Source organism: Paenibacillus sp. FSL R5-0701 (genome assembly GCF_037973995.1).
Classification (GTDB): domain Bacteria; phylum Bacillota; class Bacilli; order Paenibacillales; family Paenibacillaceae; genus Paenibacillus.
The window spans coordinates 4399394-4423926 of the sequence record NZ_CP150230.1 but is presented as its reverse complement, the minus strand read 5'-3'; the positions used below and the strand labels follow the sequence as shown (position 1 = coordinate 4423926).

At 47.0% G+C, this 24533-nt stretch carries 29 protein-coding genes; 28 read left to right on the top strand and 1 reads right to left on the bottom strand.

Going from position 1 to position 24533, the window contains the following annotated elements; translation table 11 throughout:
- The first annotated feature begins 13 nt into the window (after positions 1–13).
- From MKZ13_RS19405 to MKZ13_RS19325, 17 genes are all read left to right on the top strand, one after another.
- Positions 14–715, top strand: a complete 702-nt coding sequence (locus MKZ13_RS19405; protein ID WP_339185417.1) for a phosphoribosylanthranilate isomerase — start codon at positions 14–16, stop codon at positions 713–715.
- Positions 712–1911 (top strand): tryptophan synthase subunit beta, encoded by a 1200-nt coding sequence (gene trpB, locus MKZ13_RS19400; RefSeq protein ID WP_017687714.1) that lies wholly within the window; start codon positions 712–714, stop codon positions 1909–1911. Before MKZ13_RS19405 ends, trpB begins: the two co-directional genes overlap by 4 nt.
- Entirely contained in the window at positions 1908–2714 is an 807-nt protein-coding gene (gene trpA, locus MKZ13_RS19395) for a tryptophan synthase subunit alpha (protein ID WP_339177497.1), read from the top strand. Before trpB ends, trpA begins: the two co-directional genes overlap by 4 nt.
- An 86-nt stretch (positions 2715–2800) precedes the next feature.
- Positions 2801–3901 (top strand): histidinol-phosphate transaminase, encoded by a 1101-nt coding sequence (hisC, locus tag MKZ13_RS19390; protein ID WP_237174708.1) that lies wholly within the window; start codon positions 2801–2803, stop codon positions 3899–3901.
- Positions 3902–3927: 26 nt separating this feature from the next.
- The gene (locus tag MKZ13_RS19385; RefSeq protein ID WP_074095636.1) at positions 3928–5022 is read left to right on the top strand and encodes a prephenate dehydrogenase; all 1095 of its coding nucleotides are present in this window, start codon (positions 3928–3930) and stop codon (positions 5020–5022) included.
- A gap of 728 nt (positions 5023–5750) precedes the next feature.
- Entirely contained in the window at positions 5751–6344 is a 594-nt protein-coding gene (locus MKZ13_RS19380; protein WP_036607662.1) for a sigma-70 family RNA polymerase sigma factor, read from the top strand.
- Entirely contained in the window at positions 6341–6976 is a 636-nt protein-coding gene (locus tag MKZ13_RS19375; RefSeq protein WP_307410807.1) for a hypothetical protein, read from the top strand. Before MKZ13_RS19380 ends, MKZ13_RS19375 begins: the two co-directional genes overlap by 4 nt.
- 43 nt (positions 6977–7019) lie before the next feature.
- Positions 7020–7619: a histidine phosphatase family protein gene (locus tag MKZ13_RS19370; protein ID WP_339177491.1), complete on the top strand. Its 600-nt coding sequence runs from the start codon at positions 7020–7022 to the stop codon at positions 7617–7619.
- 233 nt (positions 7620–7852) lie between these two features.
- Positions 7853–8971, top strand: coding sequence for a hypothetical protein (locus MKZ13_RS19365; protein WP_339177489.1), 1119 nt, complete (start codon positions 7853–7855; stop codon positions 8969–8971).
- Positions 8972–9015: 44 nt separating this feature from the next.
- A complete protein-coding gene (locus tag MKZ13_RS19360; RefSeq protein ID WP_036607653.1) occupies positions 9016–9522 on the top strand; it encodes a gamma carbonic anhydrase family protein in 507 nt (168 codons plus the stop codon).
- A gap of 23 nt (positions 9523–9545) precedes the next feature.
- Complete coding sequence (locus MKZ13_RS19355; RefSeq protein ID WP_017687723.1) at positions 9546–9725, top strand: IDEAL domain-containing protein; 180 nt, start codon at positions 9546–9548, stop codon at positions 9723–9725.
- 152 nt (positions 9726–9877) lie between these two features.
- Positions 9878–10300 carry a DUF2487 family protein gene (locus MKZ13_RS19350; RefSeq protein ID WP_339177486.1) on the top strand — a complete coding sequence of 141 codons (423 nt, stop codon included), beginning with the start codon at positions 9878–9880 and terminating at the stop codon, positions 10298–10300.
- Between the two features lie 192 nt (positions 10301–10492).
- The gene (locus MKZ13_RS19345; RefSeq protein WP_017687725.1) at positions 10493–11035 is read left to right on the top strand and encodes a ubiquinol-cytochrome c reductase iron-sulfur subunit; all 543 of its coding nucleotides are present in this window, start codon (positions 10493–10495) and stop codon (positions 11033–11035) included.
- A gap of 15 nt (positions 11036–11050) precedes the next feature.
- The gene (locus MKZ13_RS19340; RefSeq protein WP_017687726.1) at positions 11051–11722 is read left to right on the top strand and encodes a cytochrome b6; all 672 of its coding nucleotides are present in this window, start codon (positions 11051–11053) and stop codon (positions 11720–11722) included.
- 21 nt (positions 11723–11743) lie between these two features.
- On the top strand, positions 11744–12628 hold the full coding sequence (locus tag MKZ13_RS19335; protein WP_036607643.1) for a menaquinol-cytochrome c reductase cytochrome b/c subunit: 885 nt from the start codon (positions 11744–11746) through the stop codon (positions 12626–12628).
- 110 nt (positions 12629–12738) lie between these two features.
- The gene (locus MKZ13_RS19330; RefSeq protein ID WP_339177485.1) at positions 12739–13365 is read left to right on the top strand and encodes a DUF1405 domain-containing protein; all 627 of its coding nucleotides are present in this window, start codon (positions 12739–12741) and stop codon (positions 13363–13365) included.
- Between the two features lie 66 nt (positions 13366–13431).
- A complete protein-coding gene (locus MKZ13_RS19325; RefSeq protein WP_339177481.1) occupies positions 13432–14301 on the top strand; it encodes a sporulation protein YpjB in 870 nt (289 codons plus the stop codon).
- Positions 14302–14410: 109 nt separating this feature from the next.
- Here MKZ13_RS19325 and MKZ13_RS19320 read toward each other — a convergent pair whose 3' ends face one another.
- Positions 14411–15280, bottom strand: coding sequence for a YitT family protein (locus tag MKZ13_RS19320; protein ID WP_221820340.1), 870 nt, complete (start codon positions 15278–15280; stop codon positions 14411–14413).
- 171 nt (positions 15281–15451) lie between these two features.
- Here MKZ13_RS19320 and MKZ13_RS19315 point away from each other — a divergent pair, with 171 nt between their 5' ends.
- The 11 genes from MKZ13_RS19315 to panD all read left to right on the top strand — a co-directional run bounded on the left by MKZ13_RS19315 (position 15452) and on the right by panD (position 24464).
- Complete coding sequence (locus MKZ13_RS19315) at positions 15452–15781, top strand: nucleotide pyrophosphohydrolase (protein ID WP_017687732.1); 330 nt, start codon at positions 15452–15454, stop codon at positions 15779–15781.
- 50 nt (positions 15782–15831) lie between these two features.
- A complete protein-coding gene (locus tag MKZ13_RS19310) occupies positions 15832–16356 on the top strand; it encodes a tetratricopeptide repeat protein (RefSeq protein ID WP_091028965.1) in 525 nt (174 codons plus the stop codon).
- A gap of 81 nt (positions 16357–16437) precedes the next feature.
- Complete coding sequence (dapB, locus tag MKZ13_RS19305) at positions 16438–17241, top strand: 4-hydroxy-tetrahydrodipicolinate reductase (protein ID WP_076209932.1); 804 nt, start codon at positions 16438–16440, stop codon at positions 17239–17241.
- A gap of 11 nt (positions 17242–17252) precedes the next feature.
- Positions 17253–17693 (top strand): methylglyoxal synthase, encoded by a 441-nt coding sequence (gene mgsA, locus MKZ13_RS19300; protein ID WP_017687735.1) that lies wholly within the window; start codon positions 17253–17255, stop codon positions 17691–17693.
- A complete protein-coding gene (gene bshB1 / locus MKZ13_RS19295; protein WP_237174719.1) occupies positions 17690–18388 on the top strand; it encodes a bacillithiol biosynthesis deacetylase BshB1 in 699 nt (232 codons plus the stop codon). The genes mgsA and bshB1 overlap by 4 nt, the downstream gene beginning before the upstream one ends.
- Before the next feature lie 99 nt (positions 18389–18487).
- Complete coding sequence (gene bshA, locus MKZ13_RS19290) at positions 18488–19648, top strand: N-acetyl-alpha-D-glucosaminyl L-malate synthase BshA (RefSeq protein ID WP_036672009.1); 1161 nt, start codon at positions 18488–18490, stop codon at positions 19646–19648.
- Positions 19649–19710: 62 nt separating this feature from the next.
- The gene (locus MKZ13_RS19285; protein ID WP_339177476.1) at positions 19711–21009 is read left to right on the top strand and encodes a CCA tRNA nucleotidyltransferase; all 1299 of its coding nucleotides are present in this window, start codon (positions 19711–19713) and stop codon (positions 21007–21009) included.
- Positions 20996–21973: a biotin--[acetyl-CoA-carboxylase] ligase gene (locus MKZ13_RS19280; RefSeq protein WP_237174721.1), complete on the top strand. Its 978-nt coding sequence runs from the start codon at positions 20996–20998 to the stop codon at positions 21971–21973. The genes MKZ13_RS19285 and MKZ13_RS19280 overlap by 14 nt, the downstream gene beginning before the upstream one ends.
- Before the next feature lie 343 nt (positions 21974–22316).
- The gene (panB, locus tag MKZ13_RS19275; protein WP_339177473.1) at positions 22317–23195 is read left to right on the top strand and encodes a 3-methyl-2-oxobutanoate hydroxymethyltransferase; all 879 of its coding nucleotides are present in this window, start codon (positions 22317–22319) and stop codon (positions 23193–23195) included.
- On the top strand, positions 23192–24088 hold the full coding sequence (gene panC, locus MKZ13_RS19270; protein WP_339177471.1) for a pantoate--beta-alanine ligase: 897 nt from the start codon (positions 23192–23194) through the stop codon (positions 24086–24088). Before panB ends, panC begins: the two co-directional genes overlap by 4 nt.
- Positions 24081–24464, top strand: coding sequence for an aspartate 1-decarboxylase (gene panD / locus MKZ13_RS19265; RefSeq protein WP_017687742.1), 384 nt, complete (start codon positions 24081–24083; stop codon positions 24462–24464). Before panC ends, panD begins: the two co-directional genes overlap by 8 nt.
- Positions 24465–24533 lie beyond the last annotated feature (69 nt).

Genomic DNA, 24533 nt, shown 5'->3' with positions numbered 1-24533 from the left:
CACAGGCGACAGTATGCCAGAACTGAGAAACCCGCTGCCAGCGGCCGTAAAAATATGTGGACTTCAGGACGTTGAAGTGCTAAAATCGATGATAAACTTGCCTGTGGATTACATTGGTGTTGTTTTTGCCAAATCACGCCGCCGAATCGAACCCGAGCAGGCTGCTGCATTAAGAACGGTGTTGTTCGAATGGTCTACCTATGATCGGCCGAAGCTTGCGGGTGTATTTGTGAATCCTACGCTCGAAGAACTGGAACACATTATGGACATTGCTCAGCTGGATGTAATTCAACTGCATGGACAGGAGACTGCGGAATTTTGCCAGCAGGTGAAGCAGCGGTGGAATGCCAAAGTGTTCAAAGTTTTTTCTTTTCCCAAAGATGAAACGGGACCGGAAGCTGATGATGCAGCCATAAGGGCTCTTGATACTTATGATAAATTCGTGGATGCGATATTGCTTGATACCCATGATCCTCTATATGGAGGGGGCTCCGGGAAAACGTTTGCCTGGGAGCGAATCCCTGCCTATGCTGAATGGGCAAAAAGTCGCGAAATTGCTCTGTTCGTTGCAGGAGGTTTGCAGCCGGACAATGTACAACAACTAATACAGACATATGCACCTTTCGGCGTCGATGTATCCAGCGGAGTTGAGACTGAAGGTGTGAAGGATATTGCCAAAATTACAGCATTCGTAGAAAGGGTGAAGCAGGCATGACACATCAATTGCCGGATCAACACGGGCGTTTCGGTCACTTCGGAGGCCGCTTTGTACCTGAGACACTAATGAACGCACTTATTGAGTTGGAGGAGGCATATAGCCACTTCTCTGAAGATGAGGAATTCAACAAGGAACTGAATTATCTGCTAAGCGAGTATTCTGGACGTGAAACGCCATTGTATCATGCAGAGCAATTGTCACGCAGATTGGGCGGGCCGAAAATTTATCTGAAACGTGAAGATCTCAATCATACAGGCGCGCACAAAATCAATAACGCCATTGGACAAGGTTTGCTTGCCAAACGGATGGGGAAAAAGAAAGTTATTGCCGAAACGGGTGCAGGTCAACATGGCGTTGCAACGGCAACCGTAGCCGCATTACTTGGACTGGAATGCAAAGTATTTATGGGCGAAGAAGATACAGAGCGTCAGCAGTTAAACGTATTTCGGATGAAGCTGCTCGGAGCAGAAGTGATTCCGGTGACGTCCGGAACACGGACACTGAAGGATGCTGGTAATGAAGCACTTCGCTACTGGGTCAGCAATGTGGAGGATACATTCTATGTGCTGGGATCAGTGGTTGGTCCTCATCCATATCCGATGATGGTGCGGAATTTCCAACGTGTGATTGGTGATGAGACCCGTCGTCAGATTCAGGAGATCGAAGGGCGTTTGCCGGATGTAATTGTAGCAGCTGTAGGTGGAGGAAGTAATGCGATCGGTATGTTCTATCCATTTATCGGTGATCAGGATGTGAAGCTTGTTGGTGTTGAAGCCGCAGGCAAAGGGGTCGAAACCGAGTATCACGCTGCAACGATGACCAAAGGTACGCATGGTGTATTCCAGGGATCTATGAGTTACCTGTTGCAGGATGAGTATGGACAGGTTCAGCCAGCGCATTCCATCTCGGCCGGACTTGATTATCCGGGTGTTGGTCCGGAGCATTCCTATCTCAAGGATATTGAACGGGCAAAATATGTACCGATCACGGATCAGGAAGCACTGGATGCCCTGCAACTCCTATGTCGGACGGAGGGAATCATTCCTGCTCTGGAGTCTGCACATGCGGTAGCCCAAGTTGTCAAACTGGCGCCTGAACTTACAGCAGATGATATTGTAGTCATTTGTCTGTCGGGACGTGGAGACAAGGACGTTGAATCCATCATGAAATACACGGGAGGTGACTTGGGATGAATCTGATGGACCAGACCTTCCAGCAATTGAAGCAACAGAATCGTACGGCACTTATTCCATTCTTAACCGTGGGAGACCCGGATGTGGACACAACGATTGATATCATCAAGGAGCTTGAACAGGCTGGAGCGGATATTTTGGAATTGGGTGTTCCCTATTCCGATCCGCTTGCGGATGGCCCAGTCATTCAGCGTGCTTCCGAACGTGCGCTGAAAAGCCAGATTACCATTCGTACTGTTATGGAAACCGCTGCAAAAGCTCGTAAGGCAGGTGTGAAACTGCCGTTTGTACTGTTCACCTATTATAATCCGGTATTACAGACAGGACTGGATGTATTCTTTGATGAATTGGTCAAACACGATATTAGTGGCATGATCATTCCGGACCTGCCGATTGAGGAAGCGGAAGAGATGCGAGAACGCGCAAATCGTGCTGGTGTGCATCTGGTGCCGCTTGTTGCACCTACATCTAATGCCCGAATTGAGCGGATTGTAACGGGAGCGAGGGGCTTCATCTATTGTGTATCTTCTCTTGGCGTAACCGGAGAGAGAGCTTCTTTCTTTGATGGCGTAGAGAGCTTCATTGAGACGGTGAAAAGTCTGACAGACCTCCCTGTAGCAGTAGGTTTTGGTATCTCCAGTCATGAGCAGGTGGCACATTTCTCACGCATCTGCGATGGCGTTGTTGTAGGTAGTGCCATTGTTCGTCAAGTGGAAGATGCGATTCCTCTGCTTGAAAATCCGGATACGCGTGCAGCGGGACTGTTGCAAATTCGCAACTTTGTGGCACAATTAAAGGGATAGAGATGTCCTGAAAGGATATCTTTTGGACACGTGAGGTGCACGCTGATTCGTGTCTAACATTATTTCAATAACAGGAGGCGGTCGGGTTGAAACCGAAATCCCAGATTGTCAATCTGCCTGTGTACCAGCCGGGCAAACCGATTGAAGAAGTGAAACGTGAACTGGGGCTTGAACAAGTCATCAAGCTGGCCTCCAACGAAAACCCGTACGGCAGTTCTCCTGCCGCCTTGGAAGCCATTACGAGAGAAATGACTAATATAAGCATATACCCAGACGGTAGCTCGGTTGAGCTGACGGGAGTTCTTGCCAAGCATCTTGGCGTTGAACGGAACAACTTAATATTTGGTTGTGGTTCCGATGAGATTATTGCTTTGATCACGAGAGCTTTCTTCTTGCCGGGTGACGAGACCATCATGGCAGATCAGACATTTTCTGTATATAAAAGCAATGCAGATATTGAGGGTGCCGTGTCCATCGAAGTGCCTCTGAAAGATGGCACGCATGATCTGAGCGCGATGCTCGCGCAAATTAACGACAAAACCAAAGCAGTATGGGTGTGTAATCCAAATAATCCGACAGGTACGATTATCTCCGAGCAGGAACTTACAGCCTTTATGGACCGTGTGCCTGCTCATGTGATGGTTATACTGGACGAAGCTTATTATGAATTCGTAACCGATGAAGCATATCCGCAAAGTATACCATTGATCGAACGGTATCCGAACTTGGTCATCCTGCGGACATTCTCCAAAATTTACGGTTTGGCTTCGCTTCGGATCGGATATGGTATTGCACGTCCCGAAATTATTGATTTGATTAACCGTGTACGTGAACCGTTTAACACCTCCCGTTTTGGACAGGTTGCGGCAAAAGCTGCACTACTGGATCAGGATTTTGTTCAAGAGTGCTCGAAGCGGAATGCAACGGATCGGGATTACCTGCAAAATGAATTTACACGGCTCGGATTGTCGTATTTCCCTTCACAGGGTAATTTCATTATGGTTGACCTGAATATGCCTTCGGCAAATGCGTTCCAATCCTTGCTCAAACAAGGCATTATCGTTCGCTCAGGATTCCACGTATACCCAACTTACATTCGTGTGTCCGTCGGAACATCAGAACAGAACCGTGCATTTGTCACGGCACTGGAGAACACGCTGGCTGAGAAGGCGGTAGCACGCCCTTAATACTGGCGATGAAAGAGTGAGGACCCGTGAAACTAAAAATTGCAATGATTGGTGTAGGACTCATCGGCGGTTCACTGGCGCTCTGCTTCAAAGGCAAGCCAGGTGTAACCGTGATGGGCTACGCCCACTTGGATGAACTGAAGGACAAGTACATAGCGAGCGGTGTGGTGGATGATGCCACGCTCTCTCTGGAAGAAGCGGTAGAGGATGCCGACTTTATTTTTTTGTGCGTTCCCGTAGGTTTGCTTGAATCCTATTTCGAAAAGCTCTCCAAGCTGCCATTGAAAAAAGGATGTATCATCACGGACGTAGGAAGCACCAAGGCTTCCATTGCCGCTTGTGCCGAGCATGTGCGGTTGACTGACGCTTACTTCATTGGTGGTCATCCCATGGCAGGGTCGGAGCGTGCAGGCGTTGATGCGGCCTCAGCTGTGTTGTTTGAGAATGCATACTATGTCTTAACCCCTTCAGAACATGTACCTGAGGAAGCCTACAGCAGGCTGTCTGAGCTGCTTGCATATACGCGGGCACAGATCGTGCGTGTGGAGCCTCTGCTGCACGATGATATCGTGGGGGCGATTAGTCATCTGCCACATGTTATTGCTGTTGCACTGGTGAATCAGGTGCGTGAATATAATGAGTCGAATCCACTGTATAAAATGCTGGCTGCAGGTGGTTTCCGGGATATTACCCGGATTGCGTCCAGTGATGCTATTGTGTGGAGAGATATCTTGCTTAGCAACCGTGATGTACTGCTGGGCTTGCTTAAGGACTGGAATAGCCAGATGACGGCCTTTACGGATATGCTGGAGCATAAGAACGGTGAAGGCATAGAGGAGGCATTCCGTCAGGCCCGCGAGTTCCGCAGTATATTACCAGAACGACGCAAAGGCATGATTTCGCCGTTATTTGATCTGTATACTGATGTCCAGGATGCACCGGGTATGATCGGTAAGATTGCAACTGAGCTTGGGGCGAATGATATCAACTTGAGCAACTTGGAGATTATCGAAAACCGGGTGGATGTGCCGGGCATTATGCGTCTGTCTTTCCGTCAGGAAGAAGATATGGAACGAGCCAAGACGTTATTGGATTCCTTAGGCTATCAAGTGTGGATATAAGACGAGAAAGAGGGCGAAAGCCCTCTTTTTTGTGAGGTTATATTGGAGTAGTTGTTATGTGATTTTCAGTCACGAAAAAAAGGATGTATTATCCTGATTTACCTAAAGATATAATTAATTCAAACAATTTTACTGAAAGTGTTGACAAAATGAAAACGTATACATATAATAAGGGTACAGTATGGTTTCTCTCCACTCCTATCCAATAACTGTATTGCTCCACGTGAGCAATGGCCGCTTATGTAAGCGGTCTTTTTTTTGTCTAAAAAAGTTATGGGAAAGGCATTGATATGTTAATAGTTACACTTTAACTTACATCCTCTATTTACATCTCCCTCCTTAATCTGTTAGGATACCTTAGATCAAATAAATATCACATTTTTGTAACCTTTTCGGTATATCGTCCGTCTATATAAGCAAGGGTTACCAAAAAGGCTCAAAATGAAGTCATGAACGTGAAAATGACCGCATATGAATGACAGGTCGGGTTCTGTGGATACCAATGGATTTGCCAGGATGATGCAGACCGTTGTACAATAAATACTGTTAATGTAGAAACGTTGGGGAAATTGCCATTACATAGGGGAATTTGGCGGGAAGGCCAGTTATGGCGCTGAACGCTTTTTATATGCGGTGAGAACCGCAACTTTTTTGTGCCTGTTCGGTAATACATGGATAGAGTCGAACGGGGAGAAGCACATGGATGGGCGAGGAGGGGTCGCACTCAAATGACGGATTCCCAGTTGATTCGAGAGATCAAGGAAGGTAACCTGGAGTTATATTCCGAGCTGATGAGTCGTTATCAGCGTAAAATACTGGCTTTCGTATATCATATGTTGAAAAGTTCCAATATGGAGCTGCTTGCGGAAGATCTCTGTTCTGAGACTTTCTATAAGGCGTTCCGCAGTCTGCACTCTTTCCGAGAGGTGGATGCCTCATTCTCAACCTGGTTATATACCATTGCGAGAAATACGGTACTGAGTGAGCTTCGCAAACAGCGCAGCGGAAATGTCCCTCTTGAAGAGAGCGGGATTGTTCCCGTTGCTCCTTCGGAGAATACACCGGAGTATGCTGTACTACGCAGCGAGCGGGTGATGCTGGTTAGGGATGCGATTAACAATTTGCCGGAGAAGCAGCGTTCTGCGATTATACTCCGCGAGTATGATCAACTAGACTACCAAGAGATTGCGAATATTCTTGGGCAGAGCGTCAGTTCTGTGAAATCGCTATTATTCAGAGCAAGATCAAGCGTAAAAACTCAATTGGAACCTTATTTCTTCGAACCGGTGTACGAGCCATATGAAGGGATGAAGAACCGATGAATTGCAATGAAGCCCAGGAACTGTTTGCACTGGTCTGGGACTTGCCGGAAACTCATCCTCAGCGGATTGCATTTCATGCTCATCTCGCTGGTTGTGAAGAGTGCTCCGAGCAGTTTGAGGTCTGGGAAGAAGCTCAGATCTTGCTGCACAGCATTCCGGTTCCAGTGACAGAACAACAGGCAGAGAGAGTGAACCGTAACGTTATGGACCGGATCTACGCGGAGTCTCCATGGCTTCTGCCGGAAGAGGTAAAGGTTAATCGTTTCTCTGCTGTGATCCGCAAGCATATGTCTTTGTGGATCGCCGCGTTCCTGGCTATTTTTTTATGCAGCTTTCTGTATATGGCAATGTTTAAGCCAGACGTATCAGAAGCTGAGCAAACCAAGGTTGTGGCTACGGGTATCCTGGAGACAGGGGTTGCCGGAAGCGGACCATCATCCTCGGGAATGTATCAGTACAACATGACTGGAGCGGACAGAGGAAGTATCATAGAACCTTTTGTTGTGAGCATGGGACCTGCTTATCCGCAGTATTGGATGGCCCTCTCTTTACTTGCAATAGGAATGGCGTTATTTTCTCTTGGACGTATGCATCGAACAACGAATAAACGCAAACAAGGTGCGAGTGCATAGGTAATAACCTTTCGTTCGCCGTGTGGAGAAATGAGGGGTGTAAGTGCGAATCGGGCTTATTCGTCACGGTCTTACAGACTGGAATGCGGCGGGCCGTATACAGGGTCAGACGGATATTCCTCTGAATGGAGAAGGTCGTGAACAGGCAGAGCGCCTGGGAAGACGTCTGCTGACGGAAGAATACCAATGGGACTATATCATCACAAGTGGATTATCGCGGGCACAGGAAACAGGGGAGATTATCTCCAAGCTGTTGAATGTACCTTTGCTTGAGCCTGACGCACGGTTGAAAGAAAGGGCTTTTGGTCAGATTGAAGGTCTGACTTCAGAAGAACGGGTTGCCCGCTGGGGCAAATCCTGGGAGACATTAGATTTGGGGCAGGAGCAGATAGCGGATATCCAGATTCGTGCACTGTCGTTTCTGGAAGATCTATGGTCTGCCTATCCAGACCAAAACGTGCTCATTGTCACTCACGGAGCTTTCTTAGCTAACCTGTTAACAGCCTTGTTTAAAGATCGGTATACAGAACGGATTGGAAACCTGTCACTGACGATCCTGGAAAAGGAACGTGATGACTGGAGTCCGCTGTTATATAATTGCACACGACATCTGTCTTTGGACACCGCGAAACAACCTGAGTAAGCTAACTTGGGTTGTTTTTTTGCGTTTTATGGGGAAATAAAGACTGTATATGATTTCAAACCTCTCATTTTTCTTCTGATTGACCAACTTGAGGCATAGTATGTTTTAAAACATAAAAGATTTCCAAAAAGAGGTTTAGATTATGGGAATTCCGTCAACGATGTTTACAAAACCAAACTATTTCAGGCTCCGAATCAGCAGTCGAAGTAGTTAACGGGCGAGGCGATGGACCCATGAATCTAGCGGATATGCTTACTTTTGCCGATATTGGCCAGCTTAATCGAATAGCAGACTATTACCAATGTGAATGCAAGCCCAATTCCAAACATGAACTCATCCAGAGTATTCTCACTACATTGGGCAGCAGACCCTTTTTTGAGCAGCAGGTACGTCAACTGAATCAAGCAGATCAGCGTTTTTTGAACAACTTGTTGTTTGACCCTCGCCAGTATTATGGTATGGAAGAACTCATTGCCATAGCCCGTCAATCGATGGACAAAAAGGAGAGTGAGGCTGGCGCGAGTCCACGTGATCTCATCGTTCGCTTTAATAAGAGTGGATGGTTGTTCAATGGGACAACGCAGCAGACCAGGTATTTGTATCAGGTACCCCAGGATCTGAAATTAAGATTCAGGGATGTGTTATCCACACATCTGCGAGCAGGGATTACCAAAACAACAGAACCGCCCATGTATCGGGATGAGTATCATCTCTTAGCGGATGATCTCAAGTTGTTCCTGCAGTATGTCCAGCAGCATGAGATTGCCCTTAACGCTGAAGGCATGATGTACCGTCGCTCTCAACAGCAGATTATGGAGCATTTGCACATTAGTGAGGAATTGGTGGGCAAAGGTGGATGGCGATTCGGATATGGTCGTTCCTTCAAGGATTACCCGGATCGTTTCGCACTTCTCTACGACTATGCATTTCACCATCGGCTGGTTCATGAGGAGCAAGGCACGCTGAAGCTATCAGCAGCTGGAGAAGACAAGCTGGGGGCTGAGAAAACCGCCGAAATGATACAGCTATTTAGGTTTTGGTTAAGATTGTATAAAGGTGCTATTCCCAATCTGTCCTCTATTGTGTACTGGACAGGTGAATGTGCCCAAGAATGGTCAACCGCCGAGTCGCTGTTTCGTCAGATCGGTCCATTCATTCAGCCGTTCTATTATGATACGGCCGATGCCATCTATGATAACAGAATTGTTAAAATGATGCTGCATCTTGGCATGGTCCGTATTGGGGAACATGAGGAAGGCCGGACTATACAAATGACAGCCTGGGGCACACGTCTTGCTGCATCCTGTCGCTCCATCTCAGGAGACATTACACCTATTATGTTTGACAAGTGAAGGACAAGTTGCTAAAATCACTCCCAAATTAAGGAGTGATAATAATGATAATTCCATACAAAGGTCTACAACCTCAGTTACACCCTTCCGTATATATGGCTGAAGGTGCAAAACTGATCGGTGATTTGAGAATGGGAGAAGAGTCTTCCGTCTGGTTCAATGCAGTCCTGCGGGCTGATTTGGCTCCTATTATCATTGGAAAGCGCTGTAATATTCAAGATAACGTTGTTGGGCATGTCAATACTGATCAACCTTTGATTGTGGGAGATGATGTTTCAGTAGGACACACAGCGATCATTCATGGTTGTTGTATTGGAACAGGATCATTAATCGGCATGGGAGCCATTCTGCTGAATGGAGCCGACATTGGCGAATATACGCTGATTGGAGCCGGTTCTGTTGTTACTGAGAATAGTAAAATTCCGCCCTATACTCTTGCTTTGGGGACACCTGCCAAAGTGATACGTGAGCTGACTGATGCCGATCTGGAGCGGATGTCCAGAACTTCACTCGGTTATGTTACCAAAGGAAAAGAATATAGGAGCTCTTAAATCCGTTTTGGAGGTGCATCCTATTGGATAAAATGAAAGTTACGTATGAAGTCATGTTGGGGCTGGCAGCTGAGATGGTGTGGGACGAAGCGCTTCGCAAACAGCGCAGCGAGAAGCTCTATTTGGAAATCGATAAAGCGTTAGCTACCGGAGACGAAGTAGCTTTCCGGAGTCTGACGGATGAACTGAGGACCATAAACTGATAGGCAAAATAGTTCCTTTCTGAGATAAAAGGGAATGCGCAGAGGCGTATTTCCTTTTTTGATATGTGTAATTCTGAAATGAATGTCTGGATTTATAAGATATGGTCATATATAATATGGGAATAAAATGGATAGAGAGGGGATATAGGGAATTGAAATTCAGTGAGATGACTCAAGACAGCTGGGCTGAACTGCAACTCTATCTGGATACATGCCTTATTCCATACACAGCTCTTAGCGGTGAGCAGTCGCCAGTTGAAGCTACCGAGGCATTGGAGCGGCTGAGAGATTTTCTGGATCTGGTCGAAATTCCTTTCAAAGGGAGAATCATGACATATCCAGCCTTTCATTATGCTAATTCAGAATTGTCAATGACATTAAATTCCTTGTCCGCACAGCTTAAATCCTCAGGATTCAAATATGTGGTTATTATGTCATCAAATGGTCATTTGGATGGCATGGAAATTCCAGCTGCTGATCTGGTTTTGAGTCGGTCCGTGTTAACTCGTGAGGTCGGAGAAGAGGGGATTGCGAGATTTATAGGGGAGAAAATACGAGAGTTGTGGAAAAAATAGTTTTTGGCGACAAATGTGACAATTTTACAACAATTTTTTAATAACGCTTACAATTGAACCTTAAAAATGTGTGACAAATTCTTGACGGTGTTCTAGGGCTACTATATGATTATGTATGTTCTAGTAAGTCGTGGAATTTATGAAAATGAAAACGTTTGAGAGAGTTGGCTGAAAAAGGGGGTTGGAGACAGTATGAGCAGTGAGCATGACCACCACGAAGCTTCATTGAAATTGCCAAGCCGCATGGAGATGTCACGCAGGCAGTTTTTGACGTACACGCTTGGTGGAGCTACAGCCTACATGGCCGCCGGTGCAATCCTTCCTATGGTCCGTTTTGCGGTGGACCCGATTTTGCAACATAAGGGAGAAGGCACCTCTGTCAAAGTAGCTGAAATCAGCAAAATTACGAATGAGCCTCAAGAATTCACCTTTGAACTTAAACAACAGGATGGTTGGTATCTTAGTAATGCATCGTTAGTGGCGTGGATTCGCAAAGACGAACAGGGTAAAATTTATGCACTCTCACCTATCTGTAAACATCTGGGATGTACAGTAGGCTGGAATAGTGACAAGCAATACCCTGACGAGTATCATTGCCCCTGCCATGGCGCGCACTATGACAAGGAAGGGAAGAATCTTGCCGTAGCCCCCAAACCGCTGGATGAGTACGTAGTCAAGGAAGAGCAGGGTTGGGTATATCTGGGCGACATTGTTCCGAACACCCGAGTGAATTAGGAGGCGTGAACGCAGATGTTTAAAAATGTCTATGACTGGATTGACGAGCGTCTTGACATCACGCCAATCTGGCGGGACGTTGCGGATCATGAAGTTCCAGAGCATGTAAATCCGGCTCATCACTTTTCCGCATTCGTGTACTGCTTTGGTGGATTGACGTTCTTTATTACTGTTATTCAGATTCTGTCAGGCATGTTCCTGACCATGTATTATGTACCTGATATTATCAATGCCTACGCAAGTGTGGAGTATCTGCAGACCAAAGTAGCCTTCGGCCAAATTGTTCGCGGCATGCACCACTGGGGAGCCAGTCTGGTTATCGTAATGATGTTCTTACATACGATGCGTGTGTTCTTTACAGGCTCTTACAAGGCACCGCGAGAAATGAACTGGGTTGTTGGCATGCTGATCTTTTTCGTCATGTTGGGCCTGGGGCTGACAGGGTACTTGTTGCCATGGGATAACAAAGCCTATTTTGCAACAAAAGTAACACTGGAAATTGCCAACACGGTTCCTTGGCTGGGACCAATTATCAAAGAATTCCTGCAAGGCGGTACGATTGTTGGTGCACAGACACTAACCCGATTCTTTGCCCTGCACGTATTCTTCCTCCCCGCTGTGCTTCTGGTGCTTCTGGTCGGACACTTTATCATGATCCGCAGACAGGGCATTTCGGGACCACTATAAACTGAGAAGGGAGGAATCGCAATGGCTCACGGACATAAGAAGGATGATGAGGAAAAGGTTATCTTTGTCGGTGATTCACGGGTCCGTAAAGGGGCGGGATTTATTACCCCTCCTGATTACACGGCATATCCCGGCAAATCAGAAGCCTTTATTCCCAACTTCCTGCTGAAAGAATGGATGGTTGGTGTCGTTGTATTGGTGGGGATTCTGGTACTAACGATCTCAGAACCTGCACCTTTGGGCTATCCGGCCAATCCGAGCGCATCCGTAATTCCTATGCCGGACTGGTACTTCCTTTTTCTGTATCAGTACTTGAAGTATCCCTATGCATCGGGCGATTACGTTCTGCTCGGCGTACTGGGGGTCAGCGGAGTCGCTTTTGGAGCTTTGCTGCTGGCACCATTCCTGGACACAGGCAAGGAGCGGCGTTTCTATAAACGCCCGATTGCTTCATCACTGATGATTTTGTCGGTCATTTCTGTATTTTACCTGACGAATGTAGCGTGGACGCACTACGAGCATGAGTTGGAAGCAAGTGGACAGAAACCTGAACATATTCAACGTGAAGAAGAAGCGCTGGAGAGGCGTGAACAGGGACTCCCACCCGTTTCCAATGCACCTGGACAGCAAGAAGAAGTTGCAATCGTGGAACAGGATGATCCTGCAATGGAAACGTACAAGAAGGCTGGATGTATTGGCTGCCATGCGGCTGATATGAAGGGCGCAACTGGACCTTCGCTTCGAGGCATAGGTGACAAGCACAGCCAGGAAGAGATTCTGACCATTATCAAAGAAGGATACAATGCAATGCAACCTCAGTACAATAATGCTATTGCTCAAGGTGTCACGGATGAAGAGATCACTCATCTGACCGAATGGCTTGCGAAACAGAAAGCAGAACAGTAAAATCGAAATAACCAATGAAACCTGATCGTTTATGCGGTCAGGTTTTTTGAAGTGTTTTTTTGGACAGCACTGTATCGTGCACAATATTGATGAAGGAAGGGGCAGGGAATGTGGCTTTATCGTATTTCTGGAGTAGGGAATTTCTAACCAATCGTTATTTCCTGTGGCTATTATTTTGGTGTAATGCGGTAGGAACGGTATACGGATACATCTGGTACGGAGAGCAAATGAAATTGACGCTGGCTGAGCAGCCGATTTGGCAGATCGTATTTGTGCCGGATAGCCCAACAGCGAGTTTGTTTTTTACTTTAGCGTTGTTATGGGTCTTGTACCCACCACGGTCCATCATGATCAAATGGATCGGACATGTGATTCAGGCGCTTGCCGTAGTCACATCTGTGAAATATGGCGTGTGGGCCGTGTCCATTATTTTCGCTGGCTGGATGCAAGGTGGTACACAGCACTGGCAAGACTGGATGTTGATTGCTTCGCATAGTGCAATGGCCATTGAAGCTCTTATTTATGTACGCTTTTTCGGGTTCCGCTGGGCTTCTCTTGTCGTTGCAGGTCTCTGGACGCTGTTGAACGATACGATGGATTATACATATGATATTTACCCTTGGTTACCCGCATCCCTCTATGATCATGTAGATGGTGTGCGTAATTTCACATTCGGACTGACACTGGTAAGCATTCTGTGCGCGTGGCTTGCCTTAAGACAGGCGAAACGAACCTGATATCCGATCTTGAGCTTGTTCTAATGAACTGTCCCCCGCCATACATTGGTGGTGGGAGGGATGTCCATGAAGAGAACGTTTGGGATCAAAACTGGCTTACTGGTGGTATCGTTCATGGCTCTAATGCTGTGGACGAACTTAGCATATCGTGTATCCGCGCAAAGTGAAGCATTGAATTCGAATTCAGATCAGCAAGTGTCCACAAGCAATTCAATTGCACAACTGAATGAGGAAGCAGCCATATTGTATCGTCAGGCGCTCGAGAATAATATTGAAGAAGTGCGCGGAAGCATTCTGCGTATCAGTAAAAGTCTGGAGCATATCTCCTTTGAGGGACAAACAACAGTCGAGGGCATTCACGCCTTGTCCGAAACCATAGTTGAAGTGAAACAAGCCGTTGTGAAGGTGAAAAATGACGATGCTTCTCTTCAGCAGTCCTCAGCCAAGCTCAGACTTGCAGCAGATAGTCTCGCGAATCCAACCAAGCCTTTATGGCTTCAGTATTATAAAATCGTGAAAAACGATCTGGACGCTTTATCCGCTGCTACAAATCAAGGGCAAACTGCGGCCGTTCTGGCAAACCGCTACACCGTTCTGGAGGAGCATTATGAAACGATTCGTCCTGCCGCACTGATTCGCCGTGAACCGTATGAGATTGCTCAGATGGACGCCTGGTTATCTCATACCAAAGGGCTTACCGCTGCCAAGCAACCTGATCTGGCTCAATTAAAGAGCATGGTGGGCCATGGGGAGGAACTGGTGAACCAGTTGTTTGGTCGCGAGAAGGACGAGAGTGCCTTTGTACCGTTTGTACAGGGTCCCGATCGCAGGGCAGCCGGGCTGCTCATTAGTTCGGTCATTGTGGCGACGTTAAGTTACGCCGGATATCGTAAATATCGTGCGCAGCAGCAGGGGATTTTTCCTTTTCGGCGCTAATTGGATATGAAGTTGATCGTAGTATATAAAAAGACCTCTTTCCGCATGAACAGCCACACCTAACGGCTCTTCATGTAAAAAGAGGTTTTCATGTACTTTCTGTGTTATATCAGCTTTCTTTGAAACCTTCGCCATGTACATCGTGAACATCGCTGATGATGACAAAAGCTCTCGGGTCAATGGAACGTACAATGGTCTGCAGTCGCCTGAACTCTTGCCTGGAGATCACGCAGTAGGCCATGTGTTTGGCCTGTTTAGAGTACGCGCCAATGGCTGGAATGAGGGTGACGCCACGGTCCATATCCCGTGTAATCTGGTCCGCAATCTCGGGTGCATGGTCACTAATGATCATAAATGCCCGGGCAGAATATGCACCTTCCTGAATAAAATCGATGACTTTGGAGGCGATGAATACAGCTACGAGCGTATACAGAATTTTTTCTTTGGGGATGTAGATGAGAGAGAGCCCGATAATGACGAAGTCGATGCCCAGTAATACTCGGCCCATACTCCATCCATACTTGCGGTTGAGAATACGGGCAATGATGTCTGAACCGCCCGTCGTTCCACCCCAACGAAATACAATGCCAAGGCCGGCTCCAAGGGTGACACCTGCATATAGGGCTGCGAGCAGGAGGTCATTCTCGGTATGTAATGGTTCAATCCAGCCCAGATGAATCAACTTCTCAAACAACCATAGAAAAACGGTCAGCGCCCCGATTCCGATACCCGTATAGATCATCTGTCTGCCGCCCAAAATTTTGAGCCCAATCAGAAAGAGGGGAACATTCAGAATCAAGGTTGTAAGTGAGGGTGAGATGCCAAAAGCGTAATTGATCAGCACCGTAACCCCGGTGAGGCCACCTTCCATAAGCTGGTTGGGGATAATGAAATAGAGGAGCCCAAAGGCATATAAGGCTGTCCCCAGCACGATGGGAAGAACCAGTTTAACTTGAACCCAGGTTTTGGCAGTGCTCATAAGATCCCTCGCTGTAGATAAATTAGAATGAAGAACTAATCATTCCCATCTAGTATACCTGTTTATTGAATCTTTAAAAATGATTTGTCGCTGATGATGGTGGAAGTGAATCTAAATAACTGATATTATTAGGAACAAATACGACATCATTTCAAAGGAGAATCCGTTCTCATGGAGAAAAGCATCGCAGAAATGCAGCGTGAGGTTGATCAGTATATCTCCCAGTTCAAGGAGGGGTATTTCAGTCCTCTGGCCATGTTGGCCCGGATGTCTGAAGAGGTTGGGGAGCTTGCGAGGGAAGTGAATCATGAGTTCGGCGAGAAGCCAAAGAAATCTTCCGAAGCAGCCAATTCCATTGAACTTGAGCTTGGAGATATTTTATTTATCACGATTTGTTTTGCGAACTCGCTGGGAATTGATCTGGCTGAGGCGCACGACAAAGTCATGCATAAATTTAACACCCGCGATGCCAATCGGTGGACACCCAAAAACACCGATTAGGCGTAGATTACATATGCTGTACCATCACCCGATCGGGGAGGGTCAGCTTAATGATGAAACCGGAAGAATATATGCAGCAGGCTTACCGCTGTATATTGCAAAATGATTTTGAGCAGGCGATTCGTTGGTTCGAGTCAGCCATTCACGCTCATCCAAAACATGCGGAGTTATATTATCGCTGTTCCATTACACACGCCCGCAGCAAGCATCTGGTTCCAGCGCTTGAATATGCGCGCAAGGCGGTTGAACTGTCGCCAGGAACAGAAGAGTATATTTTGCATCTGCAGACGTTGGAAGCAAAAGAATTGACCTCCAGAGCGAAGTTGCTGTTGGAGCAGGCGGGTATTGCAACACAGGAGCGTTACGTGGAAGCGTCTACGCTTCTGCAAGAAGCGGTCAAACTTGATCCGCTCTCAGTGGAGGCTCATGTTATGCTTGCGCTGGCTTACAGTGATTTGAATGAATTTGACTATGCAATTCAGGCGCTACGTGAGGCAATTTTGCTGGACCCGCAGAATGGGCAACTGCATCAGATGTTACAGGAAATCAAGCAACGTATGAAATCCATTCAATAAAGAATTCATTTTGCAAAGATTTCTTTCGAGTTGAAATGGATTCTACGATATGATCCAACATAGTGAGGAGATGCAGTCAATATGAGTGAAGTAATCAGAGTTGCCGTGATCGGAGCGGCTGGCCGTATGGGCCGTGAAGTTGTGAAATTGGTACTTCAGGACCCGGAATTGGAGCTTGCAGCGGCTGTCAACCGCTCCGGAGCAGGCACGGATGCAGGAACCCTTGTTGGTTTGCCAGCGTGCGGGGTGCTGGTGACTGATGATATCGAAATGGCTTTTGCCGAAACAAAACCTCAGGTTATGGTTGATTTTACAGTGCCGCAATATGCTTTTACACATACCGAAATCGCGATCCGTCATGGAGTCAGACCTGTCATGGGTGTTACCGGCTTTACGCCGGAGCAGATTGAACAGTTGGACAAGCAATGCCAGGACAAAGGAATTGGAGGGCTTATTGCCCCTAACTTCTCGATTGGTGCCATTCTGATGATGCGATTCGCAGCGCAGGCTGCCAAACATATGCCAAATGTGGAGATTATCGAATATCACGGGGATCAGAAGCTGGATGCTCCTTCCGGAACTGCGATCAAAACTGCCGAACTGATTGCTGCCAATCGGGAAGAACTTCGTCAGGGTAATCCGAATGAGGAAGAAACGATTGAAGGATCACGCGGCGGTTATTACAACGGCTTCCGAATTCACAGTGTACGATTGCCTGGCGTATTCGCGCAGCAGGAAGTTGTTTTCGGAGACTATGGACAGTCTCTCAAAATTCGGCATGACTCCTATGAGCGCGCAGGTTATATGCCTGGTGTTAAGATTGGTGTGCAAAAGGTTATGGAATATACAGGAATGATCTACGGATTTGACCACTTTATCGACTAAAGGAGATTGTCATGTTGAAAATAGCATTTATCGCCCATGATCGTAAAAAAGAAGAGATGGTTAACTTCGTGACGGCATATGAGCCTGTTTTTACGGACCATCAATTATATTCTACAGGAACAACAGGCCTTCGTATTATGGAAGGAACGTCTCTGAAGATTCATCGATTCGAATCAGGCCCACTGGGCGGAGATCAGCAGATTGGAGCTTTGGTTGCGCAAAATGAGATGGATCTGATTATTTTCCTGCGCGATCCACTGATGGCACAACCTCACGAGCCGGATATTAATGCGTTGCTGCGTCTTTGTGATGTGCAGGGAATTCCACTTGCCACCAATATCGCAACCGCTGAGATTCTGGTTAAGGCTCTGGATCGTGGCGATTTTGCCTGGAGAGAGCTGGTACATAAATACAAGCCGGAGGCTGGATTGAATTCGGGTGATTCCGAATGAGTCTGGATATTCTCATCTTTGGAGCACATGCAGACGATGCGGAGATTGGTATGGGTGGAACGATTGCCAAACATACCGCTGCTGGCTTGAAAGTAGGCGTGTGTGATCTGACTCGTGCTGAGATGTCTTCCAACGGAACAGTAGAGCGCAGAACCGAGGAAGCGGAGCAAGCCTCCCGCGTCCTCGGTCTTTCGTGTCGAACGAATCTGGGGCTTCCTGATCGTGGTTTATATCTTACGCCTGAACATGTACAGGCGGTGACGGCTGAGATACGACGTCATGCCCCTCGGATGGTATTTGCTCCGTACTGGGAAGATCGTCATCCGGATCATGTCAATTGCAGTAAGCTTGTGCAGGAGGCTGTATTTAACGCCAAGCTTCGCAACTACATGCCGGACATGCCTGCCGTGCAGGTGAAGGAACTTTATTTTTACTTTATTAATGACATCGGGCCTACGGATTTGATTGTTGATATTACGGAACACTATGAGCAAAAAGAAACATCATTGCTCTCTTATCGTTCCCAATTCGAACTGGGAGACGGAGCGGTCTCGACGCCATTGAATCAAGGGTATATTGAACGTGTAAGAGCCCGTGATTCCTTGCTCGGACAACGCAGTCTCATCCCGTTTGCAGAAGGTTTTGCTACAATTACACCTTACGTGGTTCATCAATTTGGCCCGGGTGCCCAATAAGCGATTTCACATTTTACGTTTAATGAAACGAAGGGTTTCATTATTCCATTGCATTATATCAACCTGCATGAAGCGGGAGATCAAAGGAGCGTCCACAGGATGGATAAAAAGCTAAAAATCGGCATCACCTGTTATCCGTCCCTCGGCGGGTCTGGCGTTGTCGCAACGGAGCTGGGCAAATTACTTGCCGAACAGGGGCATCAGGTTCATTTTATTGCCAACAGTATCCCGTTCAGACTGGGTACGTTCCAGAAAAATATTTTCTATCATGAAGTTGAAGTAAATGATTATTATGTTTTCCGTTACCCTCCGTATGACCTGTCACTGGCAACAAAGATGGCTCAGGTGGCTAAGTCACAGCAGCTGGATCTGCTGCATGTTCATTATGCCGTGCCACACGCAGTATGTGCTTTTCTTGCGAAACAGATGGTAGGAGACGGTCTTAAAGTGGTTACCACCTTGCACGGAACGGATATTACGGTTCTGGCTCAGGATGAATCTCTGAAGGATCTGATCCGTCTAGCCATTAATGAAAGTGACGCGGTTACTGCCGTATCACAAGATTTGATTCGGGAAACGGTCGAATTGCTGGATATTCAGCGCCCAATCGATCTAACCTATAATTTCATTGACAAACGAATATATTATCCGCGGGATGCTGCCAGTCTGCGAAGAGACTTTGCTACGCCCGACGAAAAAATATTAATGCACATCTCCAATTTCAGACCGGTGAAGAGAACTCAAGATGTGGTAGAGGTCTTCCGTCAGGTCCAGGAGCAGGTTCCTGCCAAACTGTTATTTGTCGGTGAAGGACCAGATTTGCCGAAGATGCAATGGAAAATTAATGATCTCGGCTTGAATGATAAAGTTCATTTCCTTGGCAAACAGGATGACATTGCTCAGGTCATTTCCATGGCAGACGTGTTGATGCTTCCATCGGAGAAGGAGAGTTTCGGACTTGTGGCGCTCGAAGCAATGGCTTGTGGCGTACCGACGATCGGTTCACAGGCCGGAGGAATTCCGGAACTGGTCTTACATGGTAAAACGGGGTATTTATCCGCGATCGGGGATACACAATCCATGGCCGAGAACACCATCCGTTTGTTGACGGACGATCGTTTGGCTGCGGAGTTCAGGGAAGCATGTCTTCAGCGCGCGCATCACGACTTTTGCAATGATGCCATTCGGCACGAATATGAACAGATATATTACCGGGTGTTGGGAAGGGAAGTTCCGAATCTGAAGCCGGTTTGCGGTTAATCATTTCTTTGACGAAATCATACTGTGCATACCACAACAGGCAAGAGAAGAGGTGATATGTGGTGGTTCAATGGACACAGGTAGATCATGAAATGGCAATGCAAAGTGAGAATGTACTCAAAACATTAAACAAACATGGCTACAAGGCATATTGGGTAGGTGGTTGCGTTCGTGACGAATTGCTGGGACGAGTTGTAGACGATATGGATATCACGACATCTGCTTCTCCTGAGCAAGTCATGGAACTGTTTCACGATTGTATTCCTACAGGTCTGCAACACGGTACGATTACCGTTCGTTCAGGCGGTTATTACTTTGAAGTGACCACATTTCGAACAGAATCCGAATATCAGGATAACCGCAGACCTGCTGCGGTTCAATTTGTTCAGGATATCAAGGAAGACTTACAGCGGCGTGATTTCACGATGAACGCTCTTGCCATGGACGTCACTGGGACAATTGTTGACCCTTTCGGTGGGCAGGCAGATATCAAGGAAGAGCGAGTCAGATGTGTAGGTTCTGCGATGGAACGATTTGGTGAAGATGCACTGCGCATGCTCCGCTGTGTTAGGTTTGCTTCTGTATTTGATTTCAAAATAGCCCATAACACGTGGAAAGGTCTTGTAAGGCAGAAAGACCTGCTTCAACATATAGCAATGGAACGGGTACGCACCGAGATGGTAAAAATGATGTCGGGACCGCACCCTTTAAGAGGGGTGGAGCTGTTATACAGAAGTGATGCGCTTGCGCACATCAAAGCGCCGGTTAGCTCGGCTCGTTTTAACAAGACGTTGTTATCTGATCTGGAACAATTGTCAGGTGAGCATGTGTTGCTCCGCTGGTCACTCATCCTGATTGCTGGTGGTTATAGCAAGGATGAAGCAGATGTATTATTACGTCAGTGGACATTTTCCAATGAACATCGTTCTCGAATAACAGGGGTCCTTCAGGTGGAACAGTTGATTCATACTTCCGTTCAGGAGCAGAAGGATATGGTCAGTCTTCGTTCCGATTGGATCGTTACTGTTCTGGCTTGTGGCGTTCAGGCGGTGGATGATTGGCTTCGAATACAGTCTGCACTGCCAGCAGGATGGCGGAATCAGTCCGAACAGGCAGAAACGCAGGTTGTTTTGGTTCAAGAGCTTGCCGGCGAATGGAGTCAATCGATCCCTGTGCATGACTTGAAAGAGCTGGATATCACAGGGGAACAAGTGTTACAAATGGTACAGCGCAAAGGCGGACCTTGGCTGGGTCAACTGATGAAACATTTGTTACGAGAAACAGCGATTGGAACGATAGCGAATCAGCATGCAGCACTAAGTGCAGAAGTGAAGCGGGTGGTTCAAGATGACCAAACATGAAGATCTGTTACATATGTTATTAAATGCAGAAGGACGATTCGTATCGGGTGAAGAGATCAGCCGTAATCTGTCCATCAGTCGGACCGCTGTGTGGAAACATGTGAACAAGTTGCGAGACATGGGTTATGAGTTTGAAGCCGTATCCCGCAAAGGATACCGTCTGGTAACGAAGCCGGATAGCATTGACGCTACTGCCCTCCAATTGGCACTGGATACAACCGTATTTGGCCGTAAGGCTGTTTTGTTGACTTCGACCCTGTCTACGCAAGGGGATGTTCTCAAGCTAGCTGAGCAAGGGCAGGCAGAAGGTGCTGTGGTCATTGCGGAAGAACAAACAGGAGGAAGAGGACGTTTTGGTCGACAGTGGTTCTCTCCTCCGGGTAAAGGAATCTGGATGAGTGTTCTGTTACGTCCTGATCTACCACTTCAGCACACGCCGCAGCTAACTTTATTAACAGGAGTGGCTGTATGTCGTGCCGTTCGAGCTTGTTCAGGAGCTGATGCAGGCATCAAATGGCCAAATGATCTGTTGATTGATGGACGCAAGGTATGTGGCATATTGCTTGAATCCACGGTGGAAGATCATGAAGTCAGATACTGTATTGCAGGTATAGGTGTTGACGTGAATTTTGATCCAGAGGATTATCCGGAAGATCTTACAACTATAGCTACTTCGCTCAAGATGGAGACGGGTCAATCTGTTGATCGAACCAAACTAACGGCTGCCATTTTGACGGAGCTTGAACAGTTGTATTATTTGTATCAAAAAGAAGGATTCGGCGTGATCTCAGCACTATGGGAGGCCCTGTCCGTATCGATGAATCGAGAGATTACTGTGACGAATCCTCATGGTGTCATTGAAGGGAAGGCCATCGGTCTTGACCCTTCGGGAGCACTTATCGTGGAGAAGCACGATGGAGAACATACACTAATCATCTCTGGTGAGATTTCCTGGAAATCATAAACAATTTGTCGAATTTTCACTGGTAAAATGAACATAAGACGTGAAGTTTGAGCAGAACTTTGGTATACTGTGTTCGTGAGGCGATATCGGCTAATGCAGACCGAATTGCACTCCCGTAACAGTAACCTTTGTTCTGCTTGAATGGTTTTATATAAGCAGACCGCAGTGCAAGAATGAAATACGTTTAAGTGAGTTGTTGGATTCTGCTCTGAGCCGAAGAGGACCGAGACAGAAGGGACGATCGCAAGTGACTCTTTTTTGACTTTTCGGGACTTTTTAGTGGAAAACTAAAAGGTTTTTTTGTTGCGTTTATTTGAAAAGAAGAAAGGAGCCATGAGAGAAAATGGCGAACAAACAAGCGATGAATATTGTGAAAATGAAAAAATATAAGCAGGATGGCGTGCCACTTACCATGATCACGGCTTACGATTATCCAACGGCGCTCCTCGCAGAGGAAGCAGGTATCGATCTGATCCTGGTTGGTGACTCACTTGGTAATGTAGTACTGGGTTATAACTCGACGCTTCCGGTGACCATCGACGACATGGTATACCATACACGTTCCGTAGTGCGCGGGGCCGAGAAAACGTTTATTGTGGCTGATATGCCTTTTATGACCTATCATGGCAGCGTGGATGAGACGCTTAAGGGTGTACGTCGACTGATGCAGGAGGGGCAAGCCCATGCGGTTAAAATGGAAGGCGGAGTCGAGATAGCGGACACCGTCAGAGCAGTCGTGCAAGCAGGCGTGCCTGTTCTTGGACATATTGGACTGACACCTCAATCGGTTAATCAGATTGGTGGTTACCGCATTCAGGGCAAGGATGCAGCGGATGCAAAACGTCTGATGGACGAAGCCAAAGCTCTGGAAGCTGCAGGCGCGTTTGGCATTGTGCTTGAACTGGTTACGGAAGAAGTTGCACGGGCGATTTCGGAGGAACTGTCCATCCCAACCATCGGAATTGGAGCAGGACGAGGTTGTGATGGTCAGGTACTGGTATTCCACGATGTGGTTCAATACGCCTCTCCGTATACGCCCAAACGATTTGTCAAAACCTATGGAGATGTGGGTACATTAATCAGAACCAGTATCGAAGCTTACGTAAAAGAAGTGAAAGATCGTTCGTTCCCGGCCGAAGAGCATGTATTCAATGCTGCGGATGGTGTTCTGGATCAACTGTACGGCGGACAACGCAAGGAAAAGGTGGGGAATAACTCATGAAAGTATTACGGACAATCGCAGAGTTAAGACAGGAACTAAGCTTGAAGCGTCAAGCGATTCGGTCCAGTGCGTCCGTTGTAGGTCTGGTACCAACAATGGGTTATCTTCATCAAGGTCATGCAAGCTTGATGCAGGCAGCCAGACAACAGAGCGATATCGTGGTATTAAGCATATTTGTTAATCCAATTCAATTTGGACCTAATGAAGATTTTGACAGCTATCCGCGGGATGAAGCCAGAGATGTGGAGACAGCACGTTCACAAGGAGTGGATATCGTATTTATTCCCTCTGTTGAAGAGATGTATCCACAGGCAACGCAAACGACGGTATCTGTCTCCAAACTGACGGAGCGCCTATGTGGCGCTTCCCGTCCGGGGCATTTTGACGGGGTAACGACCGTAGTCTCCAAACTGTTTAACATTGTACAGCCACAGCGTGCATTTTTTGGAATGAAAGACGCTCAGCAGGTTGCGGTCATTCAACAGATGGTGAATGATTTGAATATGCCTGTAGAAATTGTACCTTGTCCGATTGTTCGCGAAGAGGATGGTCTTGCCCTCAGTTCACGTAATGTCTATCTTAGCGAAGAACAGCGTAATCAGGCTTTAGTTCTGTCGAAGGCACTGTGTGCAGCTCAAGAAGCGGCAGATACAGGTGTAGCTATAAACGCCGCAGATATCCGTCGTATTCTGCGCGAGCAGATTGCAAGCTCACCGCTTGCTGTTATCGACTACGCCGAGATTCAGGCTTTTCCAAGTCTGGAGCCGCTCGCAGATCAGGAAGAAGTTCAAGGACGTGACGATCTGCTCATCGCACTTGCGGTGAAATTTGGAAAAACAAGATTGATTGACAATATAAGGTTGCAAAAATCGGAGGTACTGTCTCATGTTTAGAACACTGATGAAATCCAAAATCCACCGGGCTACGGTAACGGAAGCCAATTTGAACTATGTGGGTAGCATTACCATAGATGAAGACTTGATGGAAACATCCGACTTGATGGAAAACGAAAAAGTGCAAATTGTGAACAACAACAATGGTGCACGTCTGGAAACTTATGTGATTCCAGGACCACGCGGAAGCGGGGTCATATGTCTTAACGGCGCAGCTGCACGTCTGGTGCAGCCTGGAGATAACGTCATTATCATTTCTTACGCCATGATGTCGCAAGAAGAGGCAAATACTCACAAACCAACCGTTGTATTTGTAGATGGACAGAATAAACCTGTACAAACGATGAAACAGGAAGTCCACGCAACAATTATGTAATCGACTGGTAAGGAGAATGAAATCGGCCCTTGAAGCAAAAAATGAGTACAGGTCACTGCACTAATCCAT